This window comes from Pseudomonas sp. PA-1-3F, assembly GCF_021609665.1.
GTDB lineage: Bacteria > Pseudomonadota > Gammaproteobacteria > Pseudomonadales > Pseudomonadaceae > Aquipseudomonas > Aquipseudomonas paracarnis.
In genome coordinates this window covers 90,760-117,148 of record NZ_WJZD01000015.1, presented here as the reverse complement: position 1 = coordinate 117,148, position 26,389 = coordinate 90,760, and the positions used below count along the sequence as shown (strand labels likewise).

The following is a 26,389-nucleotide window of genomic DNA, read 5'->3' as shown; positions in this document are numbered from 1 at the left end:
AGAAGCGCGTTCATGGCCCAGCCGTCCACGACCTACAAATTCGAACTCAACCTCACCGACCTCGACCGCTCGGTGTACGAGAGCGTCAAACAGACCATCGCCCGCCACCCTTCGGAAACCGAAGAGCGCATGACCGTGCGCCTGCTGGCCTACGCCCTTTGGTACAACGAGCAATTGGCGTTCGGGCGTGGCCTGTCGGATGTAGACGAACCGGCCCTGTGGGAAAAAAGCCTGGATGATCGTGTTTTGCACTGGATCGAAGTCGGCCAGCCGGATGCCGACCGCCTCACCTGGTGCTCGCGCCGCACCGAGCGCACCAGCCTGCTGGCCTATGGCAGCCTGCGCGTGTGGGAAGGCAAGGTGGTGCCGGTGGCCAACAACCTGAAAAACGTGCATATCGCTGCCGTGCCCCAGGAAGTGTTGGAGACCCTGGCCAAGGACATGCCGCGGGTGATCAAGTGGGACGTGATGATCAGCGAAGGCACGATCTTTGTGACCGATGACCGTGGCCAGCATGAAGTGCAACTGCAATGGCTGGTCGGCGAACGCGGTTGAAAAGGTGGGAGCTGGCTTGCCTGCGATGGCATCCACTCGGCGTGCCTGATGTACCGAGTCGTATGCATCGCAGGCAAGCCAGCGCCCACATTTGATCTTGTTGCGTTCACTATCTGTGTTTAACCGATGTATTAGAAGAGAAGCTCCCGTCACCCCATGCGTATCGATCCCCGCCCATTGCCCGCCGTCCTGCCTTTTCTCGGTGAACTGCCGCCGCTGTTGACCCGCCTTTACGCCGCACGCGGGGTGCAGTCGGAGGCCGAGCTGGACAAGAGCCTGGCGCGGTTGATTCCCTATCAGCAGCTCAAGGGCATCGACGCCGCGGTGGACTTGCTGGTGACGGCCTTGGAGCAGCGTCAGCGCATCCTGATCGTCGGTGACTTCGACGCCGATGGCGCCACAGCGAGCACCGTAGGCACCCTGGGCCTGCGTTTGCTCGGTGCGGCCCATGTCGATTACCTGGTGCCCAACCGCTTCGAATACGGCTACGGCCTGACCCCGGAAATCGTCGCGGTGGCGCTGCAGCGAGAGCCGCAGTTGCTGATCACCGTGGACAACGGTATCTCCAGCGTCGAAGGCGTGGCGGCGGCGAAAGCGGCGGGGTTGCAAGTGCTGGTCACCGACCACCACTTGCCCGGCGATGAACTGCCGGCCGCTGACGCCATCGTCAATCCTAACCAGCCGGGCTGCACGTTTCCCAGCAAGGCCCTGGCCGGGGTCGGCGTGATCTTCTATGTATTGATGGCCCTGCGTGCACGGTTGCGCAGCCTGGGTTGGTATGACAACAAGCCCCAGCCGAACATCGGTGAACTGCTTGATCTGGTGGCCCTGGGCAGCGTCGCTGACGTGGTGCCGCTGGACGCCAACAACCGCATCCTCGTGCATCAGGGGCTGGAGCGTATTCGGGCCGGTCGGGCGCGGCCGGGGATCAAGGCGATCCTGGAAGTGGCCAAGCGTGATCATGCGCGTATCACCTCCACCGACCTGGGTTTTATCCTCGGCCCGCGCCTGAATGCCGCCGGACGCCTGGATGATATGAGCCTGGGCATTGAATGCCTGCTTACCACGGACTTCGCCGCCGCACGAGAAATGGCCGCGCAACTGGACGGCATGAACCAGGACCGTAAGTCCATCGAGCAAGGCATGCAGCGCGAGGCACTGGCCCAGCTCAAGGACCTGCCGGTGGAGTCGATGCCGTACGGTTTGTGCCTGTTTGATTCGGAGTGGCACCAAGGGGTGATCGGGATCCTCGCGTCACGTATGAAGGAGCGTTATTTCCGCCCGACCATCGCCTTCGCCGATGCCGGTGATGGCCTGCTCAAGGGCTCTGGACGCTCGGTGCAAGGCTTTCATATCCGCGATGCGCTGGCGGTCGTCGCCAGCCAGCACCCCAACCTGATCACCAAGTACGGCGGCCACGCCATGGCGGCGGGGCTGACCTTGCCCGAGGCCAACTTCCCGTTGTTTGCGCAAGCCTTCGATGCCGAAGTGCGCCGGCAACTGCGCGAAGAAGACCTCACCGGTCGCCTGCTTTCAGACGGCACCCTGGCGGTGGAAGAGTTTCACCTGGAACTGGCCCGCGCCCTGCGCCATGCCGGCCCGTGGGGGCAGCACTTTCCGGAGCCGTTGTTTCACGGGGTATTCCAGTTGGTGGAGCAGCGGGTGGTGGGTGAGCGGCATTTGAAAGTGGTGCTCAAGAGCGAATGCGGGTCGGTGAAGCTCGATGGCATCGCCTTTGGTGTGGACCGCGAAGTGTGGCCAAACCCGACGGTGCGTTGGGTGGAATTGGCCTACAAGCTGGATGTGAATGAATTTCGTGGCAATGAGACGGTGCAACTGATGATTGCGCACATCGAACCGCGCTAGTTTTCATCAACACCACGTACCACTGTGGGAGCGGGCTTGCCCGCGATGACGGAGTGTCAGTCAACGCTACTGTGACTGAGCCACCGCTATCGCGGGCAAGCCCGCTCCCACATTGGGTCTTGGATTAAGCTGGAGTTATTCAGCTTTGGCCTGATGCTTGACGATAATATCCACCAACCGCTTGGCCAGCGCCGGGTAGTTCTCATCGAAGTGATGCCCGCCCGGCAGCTTCATGGCTTCGCCCACGGCGGTCTTGTCGGTGCAGCCACTCTCGTCGACTTCTTCGGCGCCGTAGATGCACACGACTTTCTCTGGTGGCAGCTTGGCCATTTCCGGGCCGGTGGCGGCTTCTTTGCCGGCGTTGCCCAGCCAGCCTTCCACTTCGATTTCAAAGCTGCCGGTGCGGGCGAAGGCCAGCAGGATGATCGCGTCCACCCGTTGCTGTTCGTTTTCTGGCATACGGTTGTAGATCGCCGGCAATACGTCGGCGCCGAACGAGTAACCGGTCAGCACGAAGCGCTTGGTGCCCCACTTTTGCCGGTAGTGTTGCATCAGCTCGGTGAGGTCCTTGGCGCTTTGCTCCGGCGTCTTGTGCTGCCAGTAGTAGCGCAGGGTGTCGATGCCCACCACCGGGTAGCCGATCTTCGCCATCTCGCCCGCCACGTCGCGGTCCAGGTCGCGCCAGCCGCCGTCACCGGAGAGGAACAGGGTCACGGTGTCCTTGGCTTGGCCGGCAGGCACTTCCACCACCGGAATCGCCAGGCCGCCGTTGTCCGAACCGACCAGTTGCTTGCGCAGTTCGTTATTCAGCACCTGTGGGTAATGAATGTCGTAGTCGCTGATGCTGGTGGTGGCGCGCGGTGTGTCGCGTACGAAACTGGCGCTTTCATCGTCGGGGTTATCGTTCCACGCCACCAGCCAGCTGCCATGGGCGGCGGTTTTCGGCAGCGGGTCGTTGCAGCCTTCCTGTTTCAGGGCGAAGCCCACGGAGATGGCGTTGGCCTTGTCGTCGTTCTGGGTGGCCAGCCAGCGCCAGGCGAGTGCGGCGCCAGGGCCGATGCCGCTGACCAGGGTTGCCGGGCCTTTCAGCTGGGCCAGGGCGCCTTGCAGGGCTTTTTCCTGCAGTGCGCAGTCATCTTTTGGCAGCACCACCTGAACCAGTTGCGCTGAACCGCCCTGGCTCAGGGCAATCAGTTGGCTGTCGGACAGGGTTTCGTCGGCCATCACCGCCACGGCCACGCGGGCTTTTGCGTTGCTGGCCGGGGTTACGCGGGTCATTACCGAACCGTCGGCCTGGGGCAAGTGCTCCAGGGTCGGTTGCGGGGCAGGGCGGTTCCAGTACCAGAAGCCACCCGCCGCGATCAGCGCAAGCAGCACCACTAAAGCCAATACATACCGCCAGGAGCGTCGAATCATCAGCGTTTCACCAATCCAGTCAAGCCGCCCGCGATCAGGGCGGCGGTATCGGCCAATGCCACCAGCGGATCCAGTCCTGCGGGCACGGCCATGTAACGGGGTTCCCAGTCGGGCTGGAACTTGTCTTTGAAGCGGCGCAAACCTTGGAAGTTATACAGTTGCTCGCCACGGCGGAACACCATCGAGCCCAGGCGCTGGGTCAGCGGTGCGCCACGGCGCGGTTGCAAGCCCGACAACGGCACCATGCCGAGGCTGAAGCGCGCGTAGTCGTGGCTCTTATAATGTTGAATCAGGCCCACCATCATGAACTCCATGGTCAACTTGGGCGCGTCCGGGTGGGCACGCATCAGGTCGAGGCTGGCCAGATCATGATTGTAGGTTTCGAGCAAATTGGCGAAGGCCACCGGGCGCCCTTCGAAGCGAATGATCGCGATACGAAAGTGCTTGAGGTAGTCATCGCTGAAACGGCCCAGGGAGAAGCCCTTTTCCCGCACATTCTTACCTGTAAGCCAGGCATCGGAGATGACTTTTAATTCATCCATCGGCGCCTTGCCCGGTTCGCAGATTTCCAGGGACAGGCCGTCCCGGGTGCCACGGTTCCAGGTGTAGCGCAAATCCTTCATTTCTTTGCCCTTGGCTTCCAGGTCAAAGCGTTTCAGGTCGACGCGGGCTTCTTCACCCAGTTTGATCGCGGTGAGGCCGATGTCCATGTAATACGGCAGGTTCTCGGCGCGTACCTGGTAAAACACCGGACGGGCGTGGTGGATGTCGCACAGGTCGCGGAACTGCCAGATCATCTCGGCGCGCGGTTGGGTCGGGCCGATCGGGTCGTACAAAGCCACCAGGCTACGCCCGCGACGGGCATACATCAGGAAGGCTTCATCGTTGGGATGAAACAGCAGCGCCTTGTCGCCGGTGAGCGCCAGGCCGCCGTCAGGTTGGGACGAGGCCATCAGGATCTTGCTCGCGCGCTCCAGTTCTTCCGGGGTCGGCAGGTGGATGACCGGGCGTGCCGTGCGCAGCAGCCAGGTCAGCGATACGATCACCAGCAACACGGCGGCGCCGAGCAGCGAACGCAAACCACGCGGGGCGTTGGCGTCGAGGGTGAACTGCCACCAGAGTTGGTGACTGTAGGGCACGTCCTGATAGGCAAACAGCAGCAGCCAGATCGAGGCGCCGAGCACACAGACACTGGCCACCAGGTACAGCGGCGAAAACGGCAACTCGGTCAGGCGACTGGCGCGGTAGAACGAGCGGCGGAAGATGGCCAGCAGCACTGCGGTCATGGTCATCAGGCTGGCTTCTTCCCAGTCGAAGCCTTTAAGCAGCGAGAGCAGGGCGCCAACCAGCAGCAACACCATGGTCAGCATCCAGGCGGCCGACAACCGCCGGCGCAGGCCCTGGGCGAGCAACAGGCACAACACACCGATCAGGCTGGCACCGAAGTGCGACGCGTCAATCAGACGATGGGGAATCAGGAAGCCGATGTTTTCCAGGCGTGAGTCGATCTCTGGCGTGGCGCCGGAAAACAGCAGGACCACGCCGGACAAAAAAACCAGGACGGCCAATACTGGCGCTGCCAGCCCCGACGCTACACGCAGGCTTTGCTGGGTCTGGAACAGGCGCTGGGCCTCGTTGACCAGCAGGAATACACAAGCGATCAACAGTGGCAGCACCACGTAGATCATGCGGTACAGCAGCAAGGCAGCAGCCAGGGGCGCGGCACCGAGTTTGTCGGCAAAGGCCGCCAGCAGGATCGCTTCGAATACGCCCACGCCGCCCGGCACATGGCTGAGCACACCGGCGGCCAGGGCCAGCAGGTACACCAACAGGAACGGGCCGAAGGGCGGCGCTTCGGGCAACAGCAGATACAGCACGGTAGCGGCTGCGGCGACGTCCAGTGCGGTGATGATCAGTTGCAGGAAAGTCAGGCGTCGGCCAGGCAGGCGCAGGGTGCGGCGCCCGGCCTTGACCAGCAGGTTGTCGGGGTAGGGCTGTTCCGGCAGGCGGCGGCGATAGATGCCGATGCACAGCAGGGCCGACAACAGCAGCACGGCGCCGGCAATGCCGCCGAGCAGGCTTTGCGATAAATGCAGGTAAGTGGAGGCGGCTGGCAAGTTGCTCAACGTGGCCAGCGCGGCCAGCGGCGGCAGCGCACAGCCCAGGGCCAGGCTGGCGAACACGGTCATGTGCGCCACTTCCGAGGCGCCGATTCCATGGCGTGCATATAAACGGTAACGCACCGAACCGCCCGAGAGCATCGACAAACCAATGGCGTTGCCGATAGCAAAGGCGGTGAAACCACCCAGGGCCAGGGTCTTGGCGGGCAATTGCACGCCGGCATAACGCGCGCCGGAGAATTCATAGCCGAGCAGGATCACAAAACCGGCGACTGCCGCCGCAAAGGCCCCCAATAGGGCAGGCTTGGGCACTTCCAGGATCGAATCGTGCAGGGCGTAGAGGTCCAGCTCTAGCAGCAGGTGCCGGCAGGCGATCAGGGCGATTGCAAACAGCAGGAGCGTCACGGCCAGGCCGATGGGCTGGCGGTACTTGCTCAACAGGTCCAGCCACCGCAAACGGGTGGGAGTGATCGGTTGTTCTGCTGTGACGGTGTCTTGTGGTTCAGACGAGTTGGCGCGCATCAATCACCTCGTGGATTGTGCGCGACAGGATGGAGGTATCCAGCCAAGTTACCAATCCCTATGGACAAAATAATTACAAATATTAACGCGGATCACCGGGCGCGGCGACTGCGGCCATTGGTCGTAGAGGGGTAGCGCTTGAGCATTGAGCATAGCGTGCAATGAGATGGACTCTGCAAACCGTCTACGGTTTCATGAAAGATGCCATGCCATTGTTTCAGAAGAACTTTTTCGCCAGATACAAAAAAGGCCACTCTTTCGAGTAGCCTTTTTTGATGTTTGGTTGCGGGAGCCGGATTTGAACCGACGACCTTCGGGTTATGAGCCCGACGAGCTACCAGACTGCTCCATCCCGCGTCTGTGGGCGGCATTCTACAGCCCAATGGCGGGGTGTCAACCGTTAATGAGCCGATCGCTGGAATAAGCGCTAATTATTCTGAAATCAAGGTGTTGGCTGCATTGTGCAGGTGTACAGGCGCAAAACGAACACGCACAAAAAAGGCCACTCTTTCGAGTAGCCTTTTTTGATGTTTGGTTGCGGGAGCCGGATTTGAACCGACGACCTTCGGGTTATGAGCCCGACGAGCTACCAGACTGCTCCATCCCGCGTCTGTGTGTCGGCATTCTACAGAGGAACGCGAGTGTGTCAACCTGTGAATCGAAGAAAAGCGCTTTTGCTTCAATTGGTTAGCGCTTGATGAGAGGCTTCTTGAGGGCTTGAAGCCAGGCAGGGCAAGGCTTTCAGCTCTATTGGGATGCTGGATTCGATTGAGAAAATATATTCATCTACAAAACTTCCTACCGCTCAGACAGAAGATTCAAACTACTGGTGCTATATACAGGGGTGAGTGCGATACTGGCCACCCGTTGGTTAACACCCCGTTTATATGACGCAGCGCAAAATCATCCACGTCGACTGTGATTGCTTCTACGCCGCCATCGAGATGCGCGACGACCCGAGCCTGGCGCAAAAGCCCTTGGCTGTCGGTGGCTCGGCAGATCGGCGCGGCGTGATCGCCACCTGCAATTATGAGGCGCGGGCGTATGGGGTGCGTTCGGCGATGTCGTCACGTCACGCCCTGAAGCTGTGCCCGGACTTGACCATCGTCAAGCCGCGCATGGATGCCTATAAAGAAGCGTCGAAAGAAATCCAGCTGATTTTCCGCGACTACACCGACTTGATCGAGCCGTTGTCGCTGGATGAGGCTTACCTCGACGTGTCTGACAGCCCGCATTTTGGCGGCAGCGCCACGCGTATTGCTCAGGACATTCGGCGCCGGGTCTCCAACCAGCTGCATATCACTGTGTCTGCCGGCGTGGCGCCCAACAAGTTTTTGGCCAAGATCGCCAGCGACTGGAAAAAGCCCAACGGCCTGTTTGTGATCACGCCGGATCAGGTTGAAGACTTTGTCTCGCAGTTGCGTGTCAGCAAGCTGCATGGCGTGGGCAAGGTCACCGCTGACAAGCTGGCGCGCCTGGGCATCGAAGACTGCCTGCAATTGCGCGACTGGAACAAACTGGCGCTGGTGCGCGAATTCGGCAGTTTTGGCGAGCGCCTCTGGAGCCTGGCCCGTGGGATTGATGATCGTGTAGTGCAAAACGACAGCCGGCGGCAATCCATCAGTGTAGAAAATACCTTCGACGTGGACTTGCCCGATCTTTCAAGTTGCCTGGCGAAACTGCCGGAGTTGATGGAGACCCTGGCCGGGCGCATGGCGCGTATCGACAGTAGCTACCGGGCGGGCAAGCCGTTCGTGAAAGTGAAGTTTCATGACTTTACCCAGACGACGCTGGAGCAGGCGGGGGCAGGGCGGGATCTGGAGAGTTATGAACAGTTGATGACCCAGGCGTTCAATCGCGGGGGCAAGCCGGTGCGGTTGTTGGGGATAGGCGTACGGTTGCTGGACCTGAGCGGCGGCAACGAACAGCTCGAGTTTTCCTGGTAAAAACCCGAAACAAATGTGGGAGCTGGCTTGCCTGCGATAGCAGTGTGTCAGTCACGAATGCTTTAACTGATACACCGCTATCGCAGGCAAGCCAGCACCCACAGTTTGATCTTCACAGGTATTGAGCGATCAGCGTGCGCCGGGATCCGCCACCAAACGCCCCCCGTCCTTGGTCAACGCCTGCACAAACTCCTGCTGCAACTCCGGATCATTGCGCGTCAGTTCGATCAGGCTTTGTTCCAGCTCGCTGGCTTCTTCTTCCAGGCCCAGCTCCGACAGGCGTTTGACCCGGTGTACCCACTGGTTCACTTCGTCATCTTCCAGGTCGTCATAGATCAGGGCATGGGCTTCGAGCAGCTTGCTGCGCAGCGTGTTGCTGACCGCCAGGGTCGAGTCGGTATGCACGTCGTCCTGGCCATCCGCCACAGTGATTTTCAGCGTGGTGACGCGGTTCAGGTCCTGCTCGGCAAAGGGGCTGTCCAACAGGTTAAGGCGTAGTATCCCGTTACGGTCGGTGGTCAGCTCATGGGTCTGCTTGCCGGCAGTGACTTGCACCGGGCGCTCGCTCCAGGGCAGGCTCGAATACTCCAGGCGCTTGTCACGCTGGACTTCATCGATAGCCGCCAGGTTCTGTTGTGCACGGCCGTGGGATTGCACGTTCATGAACGGGTTGATGCCGTCCACGCCGTAGCTCAACCAGTCATGGGTCACACTCGTGGGCAGGTTGCCGAGGGCGAAGATATTCGCCACGTTGGCACCCACGCCCGCCACCAGCGCCACGGCACCCAAGGGCATCTCGTAGAGTTTGCGCCAGGGCTGGTAGGGCGTGTAGCGGTCATAACGACGGGTGACTTCGAATTCGGTGACCTCGAAGGTCTTCTGCTCATGAATGCGAACCCGGCGTTGCGGCAGTTCCAGCACTGTGGGTTCGCCTACATCGATCTGCAGGCTGTGGTCGAGCAACTTACGCTCGACCCGCTCCTCGTGCTCACTGCGTTGCGACATCTGATTGGCGCAGCCGCTGACCAGCAGGGCGCCGCATAAGGCGGCGCCCCCCAGGGCTCTGGTGTTTCGCTTGAACATGACTTCTCTTGATCTGGTTTTCAGCGACGAATACGCGCCTGGAGGAAAGACAGCACGTCAGCCACCGGCAACGGTTGGGCTTCGGCTTCGGTCCGGCTCTTGTATTCCAGATTGCCATCCGCCAGGCCGCGGTCACTGACCACGATCCGGTGCGGGATGCCAATCAGTTCCATGTCGGCGAACTTGATGCCCGGGCTGGTTTTCTTGTCCCGATCATCGAGCAGCACTTCAAAACCGGCAGCGGTGAGTTCCGCGTACAGTTTGTCGGTGGCTTCGCGTACTTGCTCGGTTTCATAGCGCAATGGCACCAGGGCTACCTGGAACGGCGCCAGCGCGTCACTCCAGATGATGCCTTTCTCGTCGTTGTTCTGCTCGATGGCAGCGGCAACCACGCGGGATACGCCAATGCCGTAGCAGCCCATGTCCAGGGTGATCGGCTTGCCGTTCTCACCCAGTACTTCGCACTTCATCGCCTTGCTGTACTTGTTGCCCAGCTGGAAGATGTGCCCGACTTCGATGCCGCGCTTGATCTCCAGGGTGCCCTTGCCATCCGGGCTCGGGTCGCCGGCCACGACGTTGCGCAGGTCGGCCACGGTCGGAACCGGCAGGTCACGCTCCCAGTTCACGCCGAAGTAGTGCTTGTCGTCGATGTTCGCGCCGATACCGAAGTCGCTCATCAGCTCGACCGAACGGTCGATGATGATCGGCAGCGGCAGGTTCAGCGGGCCCAGGGAGCCGGCACCGGCGCCAATGGCGTCGCGCAGTTCGGCATCGGTGGCCATGACCAGCGGGCTGGCCACGCCAGGTTGCTGGGCAGCCTTGATTTCGTTGAGCTCGTGGTCGCCACGGATCACCAGGGCGATCAGCTTGCCTTCTTCTTCGGCGCGCACGATCAGGGTCTTGATGGTCTTTTCAATCGGCAGATTGAATTTCTCCACCAGGGCCGCGATGGTCTTGGTCTCTGGCGTGTCGACCAGGCGCAGTTCCTCGGTGGGAGCAGGGCGCGAGGTTTCACGTGGTATGGCTTCGGCCTTCTCGATGTTCGCCGCGTAGTCGGAACCGTTGCTGAACGCGATATCGTCTTCGCCGGACTCGGCCAGCACGTGGAATTCGTGGGAGCCGGCACCGCCGATGGAGCCGTTGTCCGCTTCAACCGGGCGGAACTTCAGGCCCAGGCGCGTGAACACGTTGCAGTAGGCCTGGTGCATGCGGTCGTAGGTCGCTTGCAGGGAAGCCTGGTCGGCGTGGAACGAATAGGCGTCCTTCATGATGAACTCGCGGCCACGCATCAGGCCGAAGCGTGGGCGGATCTCGTCACGAAACTTGGTCTGGATCTGATACAGGTTGAGCGGCAACTGCTTATAGCTGCTCAGCTCGTTGCGCATCAGGTCGGTGATGACTTCTTCGTGGGTCGGGCCGGCGCAGAAATCGCGGCCATGACGGTCCTTGAAGCGCAGCAACTCAGGGCCGTATTCTTCCCAGCGCCCGGATTCCTGCCACAACTCAGCCGGTTGGGTGCTCGGCATCAACACTTCCAGAGAGCCGGCCGCGTTCATTTCTTCACGAACGATGGCTTCGACCTTGCGCATCACCTTCAAGCCCATGGGCAACCAGGTGTACAGGCCCGAGGCCAGTTTGCGGATCATACCGGCGCGCAGCATCAACTGATGGCTGATTACAACCGCGTCGGAAGGCGTTTCTTTCTGTGTGGCGAGCAAATATTGACTGGTACGCATGGTAGGCCGTTGTCGGTTGCTTGGACTTGAAATGACTTGGGATTGTACGGGCGCTTGTCGCCGGAGTACAGGCGTGAGGTAGCTGGGTGTATCTGTCGTAACCATCGCTTGTGTGGGAGCTGGCTTGCCTGCGATAGCGATGGTGAACCCAACGCCGCTATCGCAGGCAAGCCAGCTCCCACATTGACCGAGTCGTATCAGTCTTCCGGCGGGGGATTCAGTCGGGCGCGGCGGTGCTCCTGGAACCAGTGCAGCGCAATCAGGAGCAGCGTCGGCACACCCAGCAGGCAGGTGATCATAAAGAAGTTGTGATAACCGAACTTCTCCACCATCACCCCTGAATAGCCGCCGATCAAACGCGGCAGCAACAGCATGATCGAACTGAGCAGCGCATATTGGGTGGCGGAGAACTTGAGGTTGGTGAGGCTCGACAGGTACGCCACGAACGCCGAAGTGGCCATGCCCGAACTGAAGTTGTCCAGGGAGATGGTGACGATCAACATCTGCAGGTCGGGGCCCATGTCGGCGAGCATCACGAACAGCAGGTTGGTACCGGCCGAGGCCACGCCGCCGATGAACAGGATCGGCAGTATCCCGAACCGCACGATCAACAGGCCGCCCATGCCGGCGCCGAGCAGGGTCATGATCAGGCCGAAGATCTTGCTCACCCCGGCGATCTGGTCCTTGGTGAAACCCTGGTCGATATAGAACACGTTGGCCATGACGCCCATCACCGTGTCGGACATGCGATAGGTGGCAATCAGCCCGAGCAGCAGCAGCGCCTGCCAACGGTAGCGCAGGATAAAGTCGTTGACCGGCGTGAGCACGGGCGCCAGGCCCCGGCGGCCCATGGCTGAAAGGCACAGGGTAGTGAGGATGATATAGAGGATGGCGCGCAGGAACGCGCGGTCTTCCATCAGCAGTTCCCACAAACTCACGCCCTGGAACAGCACGCTGGCGAAGTCGGTGTTGTACAACTGGGTGAACATCGCCGGCACCGAGACCAACAGCACGATCAGCACAAACACCGACACCAACTGGTGCATGAAACTGTAGCGTCCGGCCTGCAACTGGGTGCGCAGTGGCACATCAGGTTCACGCATGAGGAAGGTGGTGAGCAACGCCGGCACCATCAACACGCCGAACAGCACATAGGTGCCGGTCCAGGCCGAGTGTTTATAGTTGAAGCCGGTGGAGCCAAAGCCTTCGGCAAAGAACAGCGCACCGGCGGTAGCCAGCAGGGCGGCAATGCGATAGCCGGACATGTAGCTTGCCGCCAGGGCGGCCTGACGGCTGTCGTCGGCGATTTCCAGGCGGTAGGCATCCACGGCAATGTCTTGCGTGGCCGACGCGAAGGCGACGATCACCGCGATGGCGATCAACCAGGACAGGTGTTTTTGCGGGTCACAAAAGCCCATGCCGATCAATCCGAGGATCACCAGCGACTGGGCCAGCACCAGCCAGGAGCGACGACGCCCCAGTTTGCCAAGCAACGGCAGGCGCCATTGGTCGAGCAGCGGCGACCAGACCCATTTGAAGGCGTAGGCCAGGCCGATCAGGCTCGCATAGCCAATGGTCTCGCGGGCCACACCGGCTTCACGCAGCCACACCGAAAGCGTCGAAAACACCAACATGTAAGGCATGCCGGCGGCGAAACCGAGCAACAACAGCACTAACGTCGAAGGGCTGGCATAGGCGGCGAGCGCGGCGCGCCAGGTTTTACGGGGCATGGGCTGGAGTCTGCCTCAGATTTGCGGAAACAAAGCGCGCACTCTAACCGCTGTACTCTACCGGGCGCCAGCCATGACGCTGAATATCAACACGATTGTTCAGGATGGTGACGCCTTCGCTACGTAAACGCGCACGTTGTTCGTCACCCGAGGCACTGCCCACCGGCAAACTTATCCGACCACCGGCAGCCAGCACCCGATGCCAGGGCAACCGCGTGTCTTGCGGCAACTGGCTCAGGGTGCGCCCGACCCAGCGGGCAGCCCGCCCCAAACCGGCCAGGTGGGCCAGCTCGCCGTAACTCACCACGCAGCCTTCGGGCACCTGCGACAACGTCAGGTAGAGTGCGGTGCGGCGCATCTCGGCGGGGCTTTGTGGCGTATCGGCGGGTAGGATCACTGTGGGTATATCCGTTGAGATCGTCGTTGTTTTGTCAGAAACGTCTGTAAACATGACGCTGAGTATTGAACTCAATATAAATCCTTGAGTCAGTTCTAGCCATGTAACACTATAACGCCCCTTATTTTCGCCAACCCCGAGTCCCGTACTTGCTTATGTTGTCCAGAACCCTGTTGTGCCTTGCTGTTTTCAGTGCTTCCACGCCCTTGCTCGCCGATACCGTCTGGTTGAAAAACGGTGACCGGCTCACCGGCAAGATCAAAGTCTTCGACGGTGGCAAGTTGCTGATCCAAACCGACTACGCAGGCTCCATTCCGGTGGACTGGAAACAGGTCAAAACCCTGGAAAGTGACCAGGAGCTGCTGGTCAAGCAGGACGCCTACAGCGGTGAAAAGGCCAAGTCCTTGCAGGCATCGGATGACGGCAAGGTGGTGCTGGCCAATGGCGAGGCGCCCAAGACGGTGGAACTGGCAAGTATCCAACAGATCATGAAGCCCAAGCCCGTGATCGAAGACCTGGTGTGGAAGGGTAACGTCGACCTGGCGCTGGACTACAAGCGCGCGGACAAAGACACCAACGACTACGACATCGACTTCAAGACCTCGGCCCGTCACGGCCAGTGGCGTCATACGGGCAAGGGCGAATACAACCGCGAGTTCCAGGACGACGTCACCACCACCGACAACTGGGCCCTGGAATACGACCTGGACCGCTTTATCACCGAGCACTGGTTCTGGCAGGGGCGCCTGACCTACAAGCGCGACAAGGTCGAGGACCTGGCGCGCCAGCGCACCGTGGGTACCGGCCCGGGCTACCAGTTCTGGGATGATGAGTTGGGCGCGTTCTCCCTCGGTTCGCTGGTCAACCGCACCGATTACGAATATGCCGACGGCGGCAAGGACAACTTTTACTCTCTGGCCATGAAGTGGAACTACAACCGCTACTTGGTGGGCAAGACCGTTGAGTTCTTCACCAACGGCGAATTGGGCAAGCCTCTGGACGGTCCGGCCGATTACTCCCTGGATGCCGAGATGGGCCTGCGCTACAAAGTCACCGAATGGGCGTCCCTCAACCTCAAGGCCGAGCGTGACGTCATCAGCGGCGACTCCGACAGCAGCTTGAGCAAGACCCGTTACACCGCAGGCTTCGGCGTGGCCTGGTAAACCGGCGTCGGCCACTCTGGCAACCTGCGCAGATATTGATTACCTTGTGTTGAGATCCATTCCCATATGCCATGGGCGGCGGAACACCCGAGGAGTCATCTATTGAGCACGCAGGTTGCCAAGAACGCCCGAGAGCTGTTGCTCAAGGAATACCGTGGGGCGCTCGCCACACAGTCCAAAGCCATGCCCGGCTTTCCCTTTGGCTCGGTGGTGCCCTACTGCCTGGACGAGCAGGGTCGCCCGCTGATCCTGATCAGCCGCATTGCCCAGCACACCCATAACCTGCAAAAAGATCCCAAGTGTTCGCTGTTGGTGGGTGAGCGCGAGGCCGATGATGTGCAAGCCGTGGGGCGCCTGACCTACCTGGCCGAAGCCGAGAAGCTTGAAGACCCGGCCGCCATCGAAGCTGCGGCCGAGCGCTACTACCGCTACTTCCCTGATTCGGCCAACTACCACAAGGCCCACGATTTCGATTTCTGGGTGCTCAAGCCGGTGCGCCACCGTTATATCGGTGGGTTTGGCGCGATCCATTGGGTCGACCAGTTGACCTTGGCCAACCCGTTTGCGGGCAAGGCCGAGCGCAGCATGATCGAGCACATGAACAGTGATCACACCAAGGCCATCGCCCATTACGTCGACCTCGGCGGTTTGCCGACCAGCGAGCCAGCACAGCTGGCCGGCATCGACAGCGAAGGCATGCACTTGCGTATCGGCCAATCCTTGCACTGGTTGCCTTTCGAGACGCCTTGCAACACACCGACACAAGTACGCGAAGCCCTGGTTTCATTGGCTCACGCCGAGGTGTGGCCGAAAAAAACCACGGTTGACGCTTGAATTTACACAACGGCGACGTCATCTAAGGTGGACTGGCAAGGCATTCTTGCGTTGAGGAACCATTTGATGCGCCCTTTTTTATTGCTCTTTCTGCTGTTCCCGGTGCTGGAGCTGTTCGTATTCGTTAAAGTCAGCGGTGCGATCGGGTTTTTCCCGGCGCTGTTGCTGATCATCGTAGGCTCCATGCTCGGCGTCCTGGTGCTGCGTGTCGCCGGCCTGGCGACCGCGCTGCGTGCCCGTGAAAGCCTGAACCGCGGCGAACTGCCGGCCCAGACCATGCTTGAGGGCCTGATGATGGCCCTGGCCGGTGGCCTGCTGATCCTGCCGGGTTTTATCAGCGACGTGCTCGGCCTGGTGCTGTTGCTGCCGTTCACCCGCAAGCTGCTGGCCGGCAAAATGCGCCAGCGTGCTGAAGAGGCGGCGATGCGCCAGCGTGCGTTCGCCGACGACCTGCAACCCCGTGGTGGCCCGGCTCCACGCCAACCCCTGGGGCGTGAAGGTGATGTGATCGAAGGCGAATTCGAACACCGCGACAACAAATAACCGCTTCACCGGCACGGCACCTTCGGGTGCCGTGTTGCATTTACCCTTGAGCCGACACAAAAAATTTCATCCCCGGCCCCTTGTAATAAGCCTGGGCGCCCTTATGTAACGGTCACCGCAAGGTTTCTGGTGGTGACACTAGACAGACTTCCGCGTCTCGCCCAGCGAGCCGCGACCGGCACCGCCGGAATTTAACCCGCCGGATTGAACCGGCCGATGAAAAACACAATTAGGAGAGATCGACAATGAGCAAGCTTCGTCCTCTGCACGACCGCGTCGTCATCCGTCGCAGCGAAGAAGAAAAGAAAACCGCTGGCGGGATCGTTCTGCCAGGTTCGGCTGCTGAAAAAGCCAACCACGGTGTGATCGTCGCTGCTGGCCCAGGCAAGACCCTGGAAAACGGTGAAGTACGTGCGCTGGCCGTGAAAGTGGGTGACAAGGTTGTTTTCGGCCCTTACTCCGGCAGCAACACTGTGAAAGTCGACGGCGAAGACCTGCTGGTAATGGCTGAGAACGAAATTCTCGCTGTACTGGAAGGCTGATTTCCCCGCTCATTTTCCCGTTACTACAAAGTATTTAAGGAATATCGATCATGGCTGCTAAAGAAGTTAAATTCGGCGACTCCGCCCGCAAGAAAATGCTCACTGGCGTCAACGTACTGGCTGACGCAGTAAAAGCGACCCTGGGCCCGAAAGGCCGTAACGTGATCATCGAGAAGAGCTTCGGCGCTCCGACCATCACCAAGGACGGCGTTTCCGTAGCCAAAGAGATCGAACTGGAAGACCGTTTCGAAAACATGGGCGCGCAGCTGGTCAAAGACGTTGCCTCCCGTGCCAACGATGACGCAGGTGACGGTACTACCACCGCAACCGTACTGGCTCAGTCGATCGTCAACGAAGGCCTGAAGGCCGTTGCTGCCGGCATGAACCCGATGGACCTCAAGCGCGGCATCGACAAGGCGACCATCGCCATCGTCAAAGAGCTGAAGAACCTGTCCAAGCCATGCGCCGACACCAAGGCCATCGCTCAGGTAGGCACCATCTCTGCCAACTCCGACAGCTCCATCGGCGACATCATTGCCGAAGCCATGGAAAAAGTCGGTAAAGAAGGCGTGATCACCGTTGAAGAAGGCTCGGGCCTGGAAAACGAACTGTCGGTTGTAGAAGGCATGCAGTTCGACCGTGGCTACCTGTCCCCGTACTTCGTCAACAAGCCGGACACCATGGTTGCCGAGCTGGACAGCCCGCTGATCCTGCTGGTCGACAAAAAGATCTCCAACATCCGCGAAATGCTGCCAGTGCTGGAAGCCGTTGCCAAAGCCGGCCGCCCACTGCTGATCGTGGCTGAAGACGTTGAAGGCGAAGCCCTGGCGACTCTGGTTGTGAACAACATGCGTGGCATCGTCAAGGTTGCAGCCGTCAAGGCTCCAGGCTTCGGCGACCGTCGCAAGGCCATGCTGCAGGACATCGCCGTTCTGACCGGCGGTACCGTTATCTCCGAAGAGATCGGCCTGAGCCTGGAAAGCGCCACCCTGGAAAACCTGGGTAGTGCCAAGCGCGTGACCCTGTCCAAGGAAAACACCATCATCGTTGACGGTGCTGGCGTTGAAGGCGACATCGAGTCCCGTATCGCTCAGATCCGTGCCCAGGTTGCCGAGACTTCCTCGGACTACGACCGTGAAAAACTGCAAGAGCGCCTGGCCAAGCTGTCTGGCGGTGTTGCAGTGATCAAGGTTGGCGCTGGCTCCGAAGTTGAAATGAAAGAGAAGAAGGCCCGCGTTGAAGACGCCCTGCACGCAACCCGTGCAGCCGTTGAAGAAGGCGTGGTACCTGGCGGTGGCGTTGCGCTGATCCGTGCTCTGGAAGCCCTGACTGACCTGACCGGCGACAACGCTGACCAGAACGTCGGTATCGCTGTACTGCGCCGTGCCGTTGAAGCACCGCTGCGCCAGATCGCTGCCAACTCCGGCGACGAGCCAAGCGTTGTGGTCAACGAAGTCAAGAACGGCAAAGGTAACTACGGTTACAACGCTGCGACTGGCGTGTACGGCGACATGATCGAAATGGGCATCCTGGATCCAACCAAGGTGACTCGTTCCGCGCTGCAAGCAGCATCCTCCATCGGCGGTCTGATCCTGACCACCGAAGCTGCGATCGCTGAAGCACCGAAGAAAGAAGGCTCGGCTGGCGGCGGTATGCCAGACATGGGCGGCATGGGTGGCATGGGCGGCATGATGTAAGCCAGCCTACCCGGTGCTTTAAAAAGCCCCGCCTGCAGTGATGCAGGCGGGGTTTTTTTATGCACGGCTTGCCTTCCTCTGTAGGAGCGAGCTTGCTCGCGAAAAACGTCAACGGTAAAGCGTGCTTGCTGAGTAAACGCGGCGCCTGTGCGTTTTTCGCGAGCAAGCTCGCTCCTACAGGAGAATGCGATTAGGCCGGTACAGCAACAAGCAATACAGCCCGAGGCAGATCAGCCAGCAAAAGATCGCTGTCCATACATTGTGGGAAAAGAAATGCGCCCCTTGCAGCATACGGCTGACTGAAAACACGCTGCCCAGGCTGACGGCAAAGATGAACGCATATCGGGCCAGCCGCGGCCGTCGATCCCGCAAGGCAAAGAACCAGGCGAACAAGGCGAACCCGGTGGCGGCATGTCCGCCGGGCCAGCAACGGCCGGGTTTATCGGTAGGTGGGCGCGGGCTGAGCAGTTCACTGTAGGTTTCCTGGCCGCCGAACTCCTTGAGGCTCCAGGGGCATTGCACGGCGGTGATGGTTTTCAATGGCGACACGAACGCCGTCGCCATTCCCAGCGACAGCACCAGGCACACCAGTTCACGGCGGTACGGTTTGAGTCGCTGCAGGATGAAGCTGCCGACCAGGCCCAGAATCGCCAGCACCGAAAACAGGATCACCAGTTGCTTGGCACGGTCATGCAGGATGTCTTCAAGGAAGAAGCTATAGCGGCCAATGAAGCCGCCAGCCTCTGCGCTGTAGAAAAGCCTGGCCAGGTCCATGTCCAGTGACGTCAGCTCCAGCAACAGCAAGGCCACTGCAGCGCTGGCAGGCAGGCCCAGGCACAGCCAAAAATCAAGCGGTTTGGAAACCGGTAAAGAGGAGGGGGATTTCATCTCGAACCTTGGTAAAAAAGCCCCGCGCTCACCTGCGCGGGGCTTTTTGATTAGCGTTTGCTTAAGACTGGTGCCTCTTCCTTGGGCGCTTTCCAGCTCAGCAGTTGCTGTTTGTAGTCATAACTGGCGGCCTGGTAGTAGGTGATCGCCCGTTGAATCAAGGGGTCATCGCTACCAACGCGCAGCTCCTGGCTCTCGCCCAGGGCCTGGTCGTGGCGACGCAAGCCTTGGCGCGGGCTGAGGATTGCCAGGTCCTTGCCATCAAACAGACCCAGGTGCTGGTAATTGCCCACCACCACCCGTGGAGGTAATGGGTTGTCTTGCAGCAGGTTGCGGCCAAAGAATGTCGATTCGTAGCTCAGGTTGAGCAGGCCCAACAAGGTTGGCGCCAGGTCGATCTGGCTGGACAGTTGGGCGGATTCCCGTGCGTCGATCAGCTTGGGCGCGTAGATAAACAGCGGGATCTGGTAGTTGGTGATCGGCAGGTCTTCCTTGCCCGCGCTGCCGGCGGTGTGGTCGGCAACGAACACGAAAATCGTGTTATCGAACCACGGCTTCTGGCGCGCTGCCTCAAGGAACTGGCCGATGGCGTAGTCGGTGTATTTCACCGCGCCGTCGCGACCCTTGCCGGATTTGATGTCGATGCGCCCGTCCGGGTAGGTATAAGGACGGTGGTTGGAGGTGGTCATCAGTTGCAGCAAGAACGGCTGTTGCTTGGCGTAGTCGGCGTCGGCCAGTTTCAAGGTCTGTTTGAACAGGTCTTCATCGGCCATGCCCCAGGCGTTTTTGAACGAGATCTCCGACTCTGGCACGCTGCTCTGGTCCACCACCCGATAGCCGTTGCCGCTGAAGAACGCGTTCATATTGTCGAAGTAACCGCGCCCGCCATAGACAAACACGCTGTCATAACCGATGGCCGAGAGCTGTTGCCCCAGGCTGGCGAACCCGCTTTCGCGGCCGATGCGCTTGACGATCGAACGCCCCGGCGTCGGCGGGACTGCCAGGGTAATGGCTTCCAGGCCGCGGTCGGTGCGCGTACCGGTGGCGTAGAAGTTATTGAAGTACAGGCTCTGTTGGCGCAACGCATCCAGATTGGGCGTGAGGTTGCGCGCATCGCCATTACTGCCCATGTACTTGGCGCTGAAGCTCTCGATGGTCACCAGTACGATGTTGGGCTTGCGCAGTGTGCCGGGGTTGGTGATGGCACGGCGAATATCCAGCGGGTCCTGGTCGATAAAGCGGGCGTTGGGTTCACTCAGTTCGGCGCGCAACTGCTTGGCGACGACGTCGGTCGGCAGGCTTTTGTAAAACTGGGTGTAGTCCAGTTCGTTGTTACGGAACGCGGCAAAGAACTGATAGGGGCCATTGCTGGCCAATTCGTTGTTGTACGCGTTGCCGCCTTGGGTGCGCGGGCTGTCCTGGCTGACCAGTTGCAGGCTGAGGCCGGCGAGCACCAGCAGGCCCAGGGCGTTGATCACACGGCCACGCAGTGGAGGCAATGGCGCTGCCATCGCGGCATTGAAGGGTTTGCGCAGAGCCACGCTCAGAATCAGCGCCAGCATTGCCAGCAGGCTCAGCAGCTTGCCGATCGGATAAGACTCCAGCAGGTTGTTCAGTACCTCATCGGAGTACACCAGGTAATCGACGGCGATAAAGTTGAAGCGCACGCCAAACTCATCCCAGAACAACCATTCGGCTACCGAGGTGAATAGCATGGCGAACAGGCTGACGGTCAGCACCGCTTGCAGGAACCAGCGATGGCCACGGCGGCGCCACAGGGCGGGTGGGCATAGCAGCAAATACAGGCCAAGCGGCAAGGCTGCATAGGCGAGGAAGGCCAGGTCGTAGAGCACACCTACGCCAAACACCGGCAGCAGGTTGCCGCCGACTTCATCCAGGTGAGTGATGAGCAGCACACTGCGGGTGAGCAGGAAAACCACTAACCAGGCCCCGGTGATCAACAGCAAATAACGCATTGGCGCGGTTTTGAAAAAACCCATGTCTATGTTCCTTAGATCAATGGGGGGCGATCTTCTTCCTGAGGCTGTAGTCAGTTTGTGAAGCTATAGTGAAAAACTTGTTTGGCTCTAAAAACAGTTGAAAAGCTTTATCGGCGGTGCTCTGCGCTCTATCCCTGAGCCCCGCTTGGCCTTAAGCTGCGCGAGCCAACACGGCCGTTACCGCGTACGGAGACACTGCCCATGCGAATTCTATTGGTTGAAGACAACCGCGATATCCTCGCCAACCTGGCCGATTACCTGGGGCTCAAAGGCTACACAGTGGACTGTGCGCAGGACGGTTTGTCGGGCCTGCACCTGGCAGCCACCGAGCATTACGACCTGATCGTGCTCGACATCATGTTGCCCGGCATCGATGGCTACACCCTGTGCAAACGCCTGCGCGAAGACGCGCGCCGCGACACGCCGGTGATCATGCTTACCGCTCGCGATCAACTGGACGACCGGCTGCAGGGCTTCAAGTCTGGCGCCGATGACTACCTGCTCAAACCCTTCGCCTTGTCGGAACTGGCTGCGCGTATCGAAGCGGTGTTGCGCCGTGCCCAGGGTGGCGGGCGTCGTGCCCTGCAAGTGGGTGACCTGAACTACGACCTCGATACGCTGGAAGTCACTCGCGAAGGGCGCTTGCTCAAGCTCAACCCCGTAGGCCTGAAACTGCTCGCCGTGCTGATGCAAAAAAGCCCGCACGTTCTGCGCCGGGAAATTCTCGAAGAAGCCCTGTGGGGCGACGACTGCCCGGACAGCGACAGCCTGCGCAGCCACGTTCATCAATTGCGTCAAGTGATCGACAAGCCCTTCGCCAAACCGCTACTGCAAACGGTGCACGGTGTGGGTTATCGCCTGGCCGAGGGTCGTGATGGAGTTTAAGCAAAGCCTTGCCCAGCGCATCATCATCGCCTTCGCCTTGATGAGTGCGTTGGTGGCGGGGGCCTTCGCCATCGGCATCATCGCGACGGTGCACCTGGTGGAGGAGAAGTTGATCTCGGCTGGCTTGGGGGGTGACCTGCAGCGCCTGTTGCTGATGGACAGCGTTGAAGACTGGAGCCACCGGCCAGAACCGGACCAGCTGTTCTATTTCAGCGGCGGGCGTGGCGATTTTGAACTGCCCAAGGATCTGCGCCATCTGGACCCGGGGTTCCATGAGGTGTTTCGCGAGGCGCTGTCGTACCACGCCATGGTCGAAGTGGTCGACGGCCGGCGTTATGTATTGCTGCAAGACCAGAGCGATTTCGAAGAGCGTGAGCGCGTGCTGTTTGCGGTGGTGCTGGTGGGGTTCGTACTCAGCCTGGCGCTGGCGGCGTTCCTCGGCTGGGTGCTGGCCCGCAAGGTGATGGCGCCGGTGGTACGCCTGGCCCGTCAGGTCCGTCATCGTGACCAACTGTTGGGCCTGGCACCGCCCCTGGCGCCGGATTACGCCGCCGATGAAGTGGGCGAACTGGCGGTGGCGTTCGACGCCACCTTGGGTCGTTTACGCCAGGCGCTGTCACGTGAGCAATTGTTTACCAGCGATGTGAGCCATGAGTTGCGCACGCCCTTGATGGTCCTGGCCAGCTCCTGCGAACTGTTGCGCGAAAACCCGGCCATCGATCAGCGCGGTCGCAATCAGGTAGAACGCATTGCCCGTGCCTGTGAAGAAATGCGCGAGCTGGTGCAAACCTTCCTGATGCTGGCCCGCGCCAAACACGACGACGCCGCCAGTTCACCCCAAGGCAACCTCACCCAGGTGGCCGAAGACCTGCTCGGTATCTGGCGCGAGCCCATCGAGAAAAAAGGCCTGACGTTGATCTACCTGCCAGGCAACCCCCTGGACACCTGCTACAACACCACCTTCTTGCATGCGGTGATGGGCAACCTGCTGCGCAACGCACTGCATTACACCGAGCAAGGGTTTATCCGCCTGACCCTGGAGCCCAGTGGTTTCACGGTGGAGGACTCCGGTGTCGGCATCCCCGAAGAGAAGCGCGAAGCGATGTTCGAGCCGTTCGTGCGCGGTAGCGAGAAGCGTGGCGAGGGCCTTGGCCTCGGCCTGTCACTGGTGCAGCGGATCTGCGAAAGCCAGGGTTGGAGCGTGAGCCTGAGCACCATGGAGCCTAATGGCTGCCGTTTTCATGTGGAACTCAACCCAGTCAGAACCTGACCCTTCAGTCTGTCGTTTTGCTGATGCAGACTGCGTGCTTTTCGGCGAAGATGGCCCGGTGCTACTGAATGTTTCTGTAAAGTCTTGAAATGTATGCAATTGGACAGGACAAGATTTTCACAACGAGTTGACCTGTTGATCACAGTTCGCTGCTTAAGGTCGTAGGCATCAGTTACTGGAGACGTAAGATGCCTTCCCCGATCAAGCTGGAATTTTCTGATAAGTACGACGATCAACACGCCCAGAAATATTTGCTCAAGCATCAGGACAATCTGGCGCGCCGGTTGTCCCACAAGCGCGACGAGCAGTTGGCGCGCGGTGCGCTGGCCATGGCCGGCGAGCCGGGGCTGGTGTTGGACCTGCCGTGTGGTGCTGGACGTTTCTGGCCGTTGCTGGCCGAAAAACCCAACCGTGTGATTATCGGAGCTGACAATTCGGCGTCGATGTTGAAGATCGCCACCGCAGCCCAACCGGCAGAGGTGGTGAAACGGGTACGCCCTTTGCAGACGTCTGCCTTTGATATCGATTTGCCAGATAACTCCGTCGACAGTATTTTCTGCATGCGCTTGATGCACCACATCGGTGAGCCAGAGCACAGGCTGACAATATTGCGCGAGTTTCAACGTGTTACCCGCGACAGCGTGATTATTTCGCTGTGGGTAGACGGCAATTTCAAGGCCTGGAAGCGCAAGCGCAGCGAAGTGCGTCGTCGCAAAAAAGGTGAGCAAGAAGGTTACCAAAACCGGTTTGTGTTACCGGCTGCTACTGTCGAGGCAGAATTCGAGCAGGCCGGTTTCCGTGTTCAGGAATCCCTGGACTTCATACCGCTCTACGCCATGTGGCGAGTGTATGTATTGCGCAAGAGGTAACAGGATGGCAGTTGAGTGCGTAGTAGGCAGTCATGTAGCTCCCGAAGAACGATTTGATTTTTTCTGGCGTCAACAGGGTGAGTGGGTTGAAGAACCCAACCGCCGACGTGGTGGTGAAAGTGGCGTGCAACGGGTCATAAGCCCTAATGGCCGTTTGCTCTATTGCAAGCGCCAGACCGGCCACATTTACCGTAGCTGGCTGCACCCCTTTGGGCGTCCGACCGTGCTGCGTGAACGCGATGCCCTCAAAGGCCTGCGTTTGCTGGATGTGCGTGTGCCGGAACTGGTGTTTTGCGAAGCACGTCGCGACCCGGAGCACCAATGGAAAGCCCTGTTGGTCACCGCGTCTCTGGACGGTTTCGACGAGATTGAAAACTGGTACGCCGCCGGTGGCCGCGAACAGTATGGCGAGGCGGTCCACGAGCGCCTGCTGCAAGAGTTGGCCGGCACCTTGGCCCGTATGCACAAAGGCCGCTGGCAACACGGTTGCCTGTATATCAAGCACATTTTCGTGCGGGTGACCGGTGAGCCTGATGCGGCGACTGTGGAAGTGGCCCTGCTGGACTTTGAGAAATGCCGCCAGCGCCTGACCGCTTATCGGGCCGCGTCCCACGACATGCTGCAATTGCGTCGCCATTCGTCGTGGAATGATACCGACTGGAAAAAACTCAGCTACTTTTACGAGACGGCGTTTGGCAGCGCTATCAAGGGTTTAACCAGATGAAGCTAGAAATAGCACGAGGTTTGTTTCTGGTCGGGGCATTGGGTGTTGCAGCCCTGGCCCTGGCGGTATGGGAACAACCTCGTACACAAGTGTTGAGTGCGGTAGACGGTGGCGGGCAATGCCTGCTGCCACGCATTGCCAAGACGAGTGTGGCGGCCAAGCCCGACCATGAACTGTTGTTATTCATGTTCGGCATGTCTCAAGCGATGAGGCCGCAAAGTTGAAACGATTCAAACCCCCGAGAAGGGCCTTGCGATGCGAGGCCCTTTTTTTACGCCTGATGCTTTAACTGTAGGAGCGAGCTTGCTCGCGAAAAAACCTGAGCACAGCGCGTATTCACGATGGACGCGGTCATGATCGTCATGATCGTTCCCACGCTCTGCGTGGGAATGCCTCTTGAGACGCTCTGCGTCTCGTCCGTTAGCGCCAGTGACGCAGAGCGTCACGGGATGCATTCCCACGCAGAGCGTGGGAACGATCAGCCATTTTGATGTCGTCGGTCTTTAGACCAGGTGCAGGTGGTTATCCCAGAACCCCGCCGGTAACTCCAGTGGTGTTGCCAGTAACTTTTCCTGGCGGCAATCATAGAAGCGGCAACGGCCCTGACCGGATGTCACCACAAACCCATCCGCCACCGCACCCACCCCCGCACAGTCAGGCAAGGGCCCATCCAGGCGCAGTTCGGCGGTGTCCATGTCCCAGATAAAAAAGCGATTGCCACGAGGTGCCGTCAACGCCACCAGGCGCAGTTCGCTGTGCACCGCCACGCTGGCGGTGTAATGCCCCATCGCCTGCAACTGTTCGTCAGCCACCGGGAACGCCACGAACGGCTGCCCCGGTCGCTTGATCGCCAGCAACTCGGAACGCTCCTGGGACGGGCCCATGAACTGTTGCCCGGTGAGGATGGTGCCATCGCTGGCGATGCCCATGTGCCGCACGCTGTTCATCTGCTGGGCCAGGGTTTCCTTGCTGATCAGGCTGCCGTCACGGCGCATCAGCACCAGGCTCGGCTCCATGGCGTTGAGGTTCATTTCTACCCGGCTTTCGGCTTCGGTGCGAATGCCACCGTTGGCCACGATCAGCGTCTCGCCGTCGGGCATCCACGAGACTTGATGCGGGCCGATGCCGTGAGTGGATATCTCGCCGCTGTGCACCAGCCGCTCACCTTCGAACTTATACACACCCAACAGGCCGCGGCCAGGGTCGGAGGTGTCGTTCTCGGTGGCGTACAGCCAGTCACCGCTCTTGTGGATCACCGCATGGCCATAGAAATGGCGGTTGGCGTTCGAGGTGATGGTTTGCAGCAGCCTGCCATCGCGTAGGTCGATCAGGTAGCTCTCGGTGCCTGGGCGACGGGCGACGAACAACGCAATCGGCAACGTCGGGTGGTTAATGATGTCATGGCAGCGCTGGCTGACCTGAGTGGCAAATACCGGCTTGCCGTCCAGGCGATAGCCGACAGCGTAGTGCTTGCCGTCGGCATCATCGCGGGCCGACAGCAGCAGCGGGCCTTTGTCTTTGTGCTTGAACAGCGTCCAGCCACCCAAGGTGATAGCGCTGAGCAGCACGCTGCCCACCGCCAAAGCCTGTCGCCTGAGCATCA

22 protein-coding genes and 2 tRNA genes are annotated in these 26,389 nt (G+C 60.0%); 13 read left to right on the top strand and 11 right to left on the bottom strand.

Annotation, left to right across the window (positions count from 1 at the left end):
• Positions 1–12: 12 nt before the first annotated feature.
• Positions 13–555 (top strand): YaeQ family protein, encoded by a 543-nt coding sequence (locus GIV26_RS13080; protein WP_003193952.1) that lies wholly within the window; start codon positions 13–15, stop codon positions 553–555.
• Positions 556–711: 156 nt separating this feature from the next.
• A complete protein-coding gene (recJ, locus tag GIV26_RS13075; RefSeq protein WP_236280940.1) occupies positions 712–2,421 on the top strand; it encodes a single-stranded-DNA-specific exonuclease RecJ in 1,710 nt (569 codons plus the stop codon).
• Positions 2,422–2,556: 135 nt separating this feature from the next.
• Here recJ and GIV26_RS13070 read toward each other — a convergent pair whose 3' ends face one another.
• The 4 genes from GIV26_RS13070 to GIV26_RS13055 all read right to left on the bottom strand — a co-directional run bounded on the left by GIV26_RS13070 (position 2,557) and on the right by GIV26_RS13055 (position 7,088).
• On the bottom strand, positions 2,557–3,837 hold the full coding sequence (locus GIV26_RS13070; protein ID WP_236280938.1) for a virulence factor family protein: 1,281 nt from the start codon (positions 3,835–3,837) through the stop codon (positions 2,557–2,559).
• Positions 3,837–6,479, bottom strand: coding sequence for a bifunctional lysylphosphatidylglycerol flippase/synthetase MprF (gene mprF, locus GIV26_RS13065; RefSeq protein WP_014719775.1), 2,643 nt, complete (start codon positions 6,477–6,479; stop codon positions 3,837–3,839). The genes GIV26_RS13070 and mprF overlap by 1 nt, the downstream gene beginning before the upstream one ends.
• 280 nt (positions 6,480–6,759) lie before the next feature.
• A tRNA-Met gene (locus tag GIV26_RS13060) sits at positions 6,760–6,836 on the bottom strand.
• A 175-nt stretch (positions 6,837–7,011) separates the two neighbouring features.
• Positions 7,012–7,088: transfer RNA gene (locus GIV26_RS13055), tRNA-Met, on the bottom strand.
• Between the two features lie 278 nt (positions 7,089–7,366).
• Here GIV26_RS13055 and dinB point away from each other — a divergent pair.
• A complete protein-coding gene (gene dinB / locus GIV26_RS13050; RefSeq protein WP_003193948.1) occupies positions 7,367–8,425 on the top strand; it encodes a DNA polymerase IV in 1,059 nt (352 codons plus the stop codon).
• Positions 8,426–8,554: 129 nt separating this feature from the next.
• Here the strand turns inward: dinB and GIV26_RS13045 are convergent, their stop codons facing one another.
• The 4 genes from GIV26_RS13045 to GIV26_RS13030 all read right to left on the bottom strand — a co-directional run bounded on the left by GIV26_RS13045 (position 8,555) and on the right by GIV26_RS13030 (position 13,332).
• The gene (locus GIV26_RS13045; RefSeq protein WP_057975080.1) at positions 8,555–9,508 is read right to left on the bottom strand and encodes a hypothetical protein; all 954 of its coding nucleotides are present in this window, start codon (positions 9,506–9,508) and stop codon (positions 8,555–8,557) included.
• Positions 9,509–9,528: 20 nt separating this feature from the next.
• Positions 9,529–11,244 carry a proline--tRNA ligase gene (locus GIV26_RS13040; RefSeq protein WP_236280936.1) on the bottom strand — a complete coding sequence of 572 codons (1,716 nt, stop codon included), beginning with the start codon at positions 11,242–11,244 and terminating at the stop codon, positions 9,529–9,531.
• A gap of 197 nt (positions 11,245–11,441) precedes the next feature.
• Entirely contained in the window at positions 11,442–12,974 is a 1,533-nt protein-coding gene (locus GIV26_RS13035) for an AmpG family muropeptide MFS transporter (RefSeq protein ID WP_236280933.1), read from the bottom strand.
• A 43-nt stretch (positions 12,975–13,017) separates the two neighbouring features.
• Positions 13,018–13,332, bottom strand: a complete 315-nt coding sequence (locus tag GIV26_RS13030) for an MGMT family protein (RefSeq protein WP_442962906.1) — start codon at positions 13,330–13,332, stop codon at positions 13,018–13,020.
• Positions 13,333–13,526: 194 nt separating this feature from the next.
• Here GIV26_RS13030 and GIV26_RS13025 point away from each other — a divergent pair, with 194 nt between their 5' ends.
• The 5 genes from GIV26_RS13025 (at position 13,527) to groL (ending at position 18,150) form a co-directional block, all read left to right on the top strand.
• The gene (locus GIV26_RS13025) at positions 13,527–14,534 is read left to right on the top strand and encodes a DUF481 domain-containing protein (protein ID WP_034128627.1); all 1,008 of its coding nucleotides are present in this window, start codon (positions 13,527–13,529) and stop codon (positions 14,532–14,534) included.
• Between the two features lie 102 nt (positions 14,535–14,636).
• Entirely contained in the window at positions 14,637–15,368 is a 732-nt protein-coding gene (locus GIV26_RS13020) for a HugZ family pyridoxamine 5'-phosphate oxidase (protein WP_096144459.1), read from the top strand.
• A gap of 66 nt (positions 15,369–15,434) precedes the next feature.
• Positions 15,435–15,911 (top strand): FxsA family protein, encoded by a 477-nt coding sequence (locus GIV26_RS13015; RefSeq protein ID WP_034128625.1) that lies wholly within the window; start codon positions 15,435–15,437, stop codon positions 15,909–15,911.
• 245 nt (positions 15,912–16,156) lie between these two features.
• Positions 16,157–16,453: a co-chaperone GroES gene (locus GIV26_RS13010; RefSeq protein WP_017846112.1), complete on the top strand. Its 297-nt coding sequence runs from the start codon at positions 16,157–16,159 to the stop codon at positions 16,451–16,453.
• Positions 16,454–16,503: 50 nt separating this feature from the next.
• Entirely contained in the window at positions 16,504–18,150 is a 1,647-nt protein-coding gene (gene groL, locus GIV26_RS13005) for a chaperonin GroEL (protein ID WP_034128624.1), read from the top strand.
• Positions 18,151–18,324: 174 nt separating this feature from the next.
• Here the strand turns inward: groL and GIV26_RS13000 are convergent, their stop codons facing one another.
• Entirely contained in the window at positions 18,325–19,038 is a 714-nt protein-coding gene (locus tag GIV26_RS13000) for a phosphatase PAP2 family protein (RefSeq protein ID WP_034128623.1), read from the bottom strand.
• 50 nt (positions 19,039–19,088) lie between these two features.
• Complete coding sequence (locus GIV26_RS12995; protein ID WP_236280927.1) at positions 19,089–21,038, bottom strand: LTA synthase family protein; 1,950 nt, start codon at positions 21,036–21,038, stop codon at positions 19,089–19,091.
• Positions 21,039–21,239: 201 nt separating this feature from the next.
• Between GIV26_RS12995 and colR the strand changes: the two genes are divergently transcribed.
• From colR to GIV26_RS12970, 5 genes are all read left to right on the top strand, one after another.
• Complete coding sequence (colR, locus tag GIV26_RS12990) at positions 21,240–21,923, top strand: two-component system response regulator ColR (RefSeq protein ID WP_003208587.1); 684 nt, start codon at positions 21,240–21,242, stop codon at positions 21,921–21,923.
• On the top strand, positions 21,913–23,193 hold the full coding sequence (locus GIV26_RS12985; protein ID WP_096144456.1) for a sensor histidine kinase: 1,281 nt from the start codon (positions 21,913–21,915) through the stop codon (positions 23,191–23,193). Before colR ends, GIV26_RS12985 begins: the two co-directional genes overlap by 11 nt.
• Before the next feature lie 188 nt (positions 23,194–23,381).
• Complete coding sequence (locus tag GIV26_RS12980) at positions 23,382–24,062, top strand: class I SAM-dependent methyltransferase (RefSeq protein ID WP_003193934.1); 681 nt, start codon at positions 23,382–23,384, stop codon at positions 24,060–24,062.
• A 4-nt stretch (positions 24,063–24,066) separates the two neighbouring features.
• The gene (locus GIV26_RS12975; protein WP_019817333.1) at positions 24,067–24,786 is read left to right on the top strand and encodes a lipopolysaccharide kinase InaA family protein; all 720 of its coding nucleotides are present in this window, start codon (positions 24,067–24,069) and stop codon (positions 24,784–24,786) included.
• Positions 24,783–25,010 (top strand): hypothetical protein, encoded by a 228-nt coding sequence (locus GIV26_RS12970; RefSeq protein WP_003193932.1) that lies wholly within the window; start codon positions 24,783–24,785, stop codon positions 25,008–25,010. The genes GIV26_RS12975 and GIV26_RS12970 overlap by 4 nt, the downstream gene beginning before the upstream one ends.
• Before the next feature lie 279 nt (positions 25,011–25,289).
• Here the strand turns inward: GIV26_RS12970 and GIV26_RS12965 are convergent, their stop codons facing one another.
• Positions 25,290–26,387, bottom strand: coding sequence for a DUF1513 domain-containing protein (locus GIV26_RS12965; protein ID WP_034128709.1), 1,098 nt, complete (start codon positions 26,385–26,387; stop codon positions 25,290–25,292).
• Positions 26,388–26,389 lie beyond the last annotated feature (2 nt).

Excerpts from the sequence above, each read along its gene's own strand:
- GIV26_RS13080 (WP_003193952.1), top strand. The coding sequence starts at position 13 with ATGGCCCAGCCGTCCACGACCTACAAATTCGAACTCAACCTCACCGAC.
- recJ (WP_236280940.1), top strand. The coding sequence starts at position 712 with ATGCGTATCGATCCCCGCCCATTGCCCGCCGTCCTGCCTTTTCTCGGT.
- GIV26_RS13070 (WP_236280938.1), bottom strand. The coding sequence starts at position 3,837 with ATGATTCGACGCTCCTGGCGGTATGTATTGGCTTTAGTGGTGCTGCTT.
- mprF (WP_014719775.1), bottom strand. The coding sequence starts at position 6,479 with ATGCGCGCCAACTCGTCTGAACCACAAGACACCGTCACAGCAGAACAA.
- dinB (WP_003193948.1), top strand. The coding sequence starts at position 7,367 with ATGACGCAGCGCAAAATCATCCACGTCGACTGTGATTGCTTCTACGCC.
- GIV26_RS13045 (WP_057975080.1), bottom strand. The coding sequence starts at position 9,508 with ATGTTCAAGCGAAACACCAGAGCCCTGGGGGGCGCCGCCTTATGCGGC.
- GIV26_RS13040 (WP_236280936.1), bottom strand. The coding sequence starts at position 11,244 with ATGCGTACCAGTCAATATTTGCTCGCCACACAGAAAGAAACGCCTTCC.
- GIV26_RS13035 (WP_236280933.1), bottom strand. The coding sequence starts at position 12,974 with ATGCCCCGTAAAACCTGGCGCGCCGCGCTCGCCGCCTATGCCAGCCCT.
- GIV26_RS13030 (WP_442962906.1), bottom strand. The coding sequence starts at position 13,332 with ATGCGCCGCACCGCACTCTACCTGACGTTGTCGCAGGTGCCCGAAGGC.
- GIV26_RS13025 (WP_034128627.1), top strand. The coding sequence starts at position 13,527 with ATGTTGTCCAGAACCCTGTTGTGCCTTGCTGTTTTCAGTGCTTCCACG.
- GIV26_RS13015 (WP_034128625.1), top strand. The coding sequence starts at position 15,435 with ATGCGCCCTTTTTTATTGCTCTTTCTGCTGTTCCCGGTGCTGGAGCTG.
- GIV26_RS13010 (WP_017846112.1), top strand. The coding sequence starts at position 16,157 with ATGAGCAAGCTTCGTCCTCTGCACGACCGCGTCGTCATCCGTCGCAGC.
- groL (WP_034128624.1), top strand. The coding sequence starts at position 16,504 with ATGGCTGCTAAAGAAGTTAAATTCGGCGACTCCGCCCGCAAGAAAATG.
- GIV26_RS13000 (WP_034128623.1), bottom strand. The coding sequence starts at position 19,038 with ATGAAATCCCCCTCCTCTTTACCGGTTTCCAAACCGCTTGATTTTTGG.
- GIV26_RS12995 (WP_236280927.1), bottom strand. The coding sequence starts at position 21,038 with ATGGGTTTTTTCAAAACCGCGCCAATGCGTTATTTGCTGTTGATCACC.
- colR (WP_003208587.1), top strand. The coding sequence starts at position 21,240 with ATGCGAATTCTATTGGTTGAAGACAACCGCGATATCCTCGCCAACCTG.
- GIV26_RS12985 (WP_096144456.1), top strand. The coding sequence starts at position 21,913 with ATGGAGTTTAAGCAAAGCCTTGCCCAGCGCATCATCATCGCCTTCGCC.
- GIV26_RS12980 (WP_003193934.1), top strand. The coding sequence starts at position 23,382 with ATGCCTTCCCCGATCAAGCTGGAATTTTCTGATAAGTACGACGATCAA.
- GIV26_RS12975 (WP_019817333.1), top strand. The coding sequence starts at position 24,067 with ATGGCAGTTGAGTGCGTAGTAGGCAGTCATGTAGCTCCCGAAGAACGA.
- GIV26_RS12970 (WP_003193932.1), top strand. The coding sequence starts at position 24,783 with ATGAAGCTAGAAATAGCACGAGGTTTGTTTCTGGTCGGGGCATTGGGT.
- GIV26_RS12965 (WP_034128709.1), bottom strand. The coding sequence starts at position 26,387 with ATGCTCAGGCGACAGGCTTTGGCGGTGGGCAGCGTGCTGCTCAGCGCT.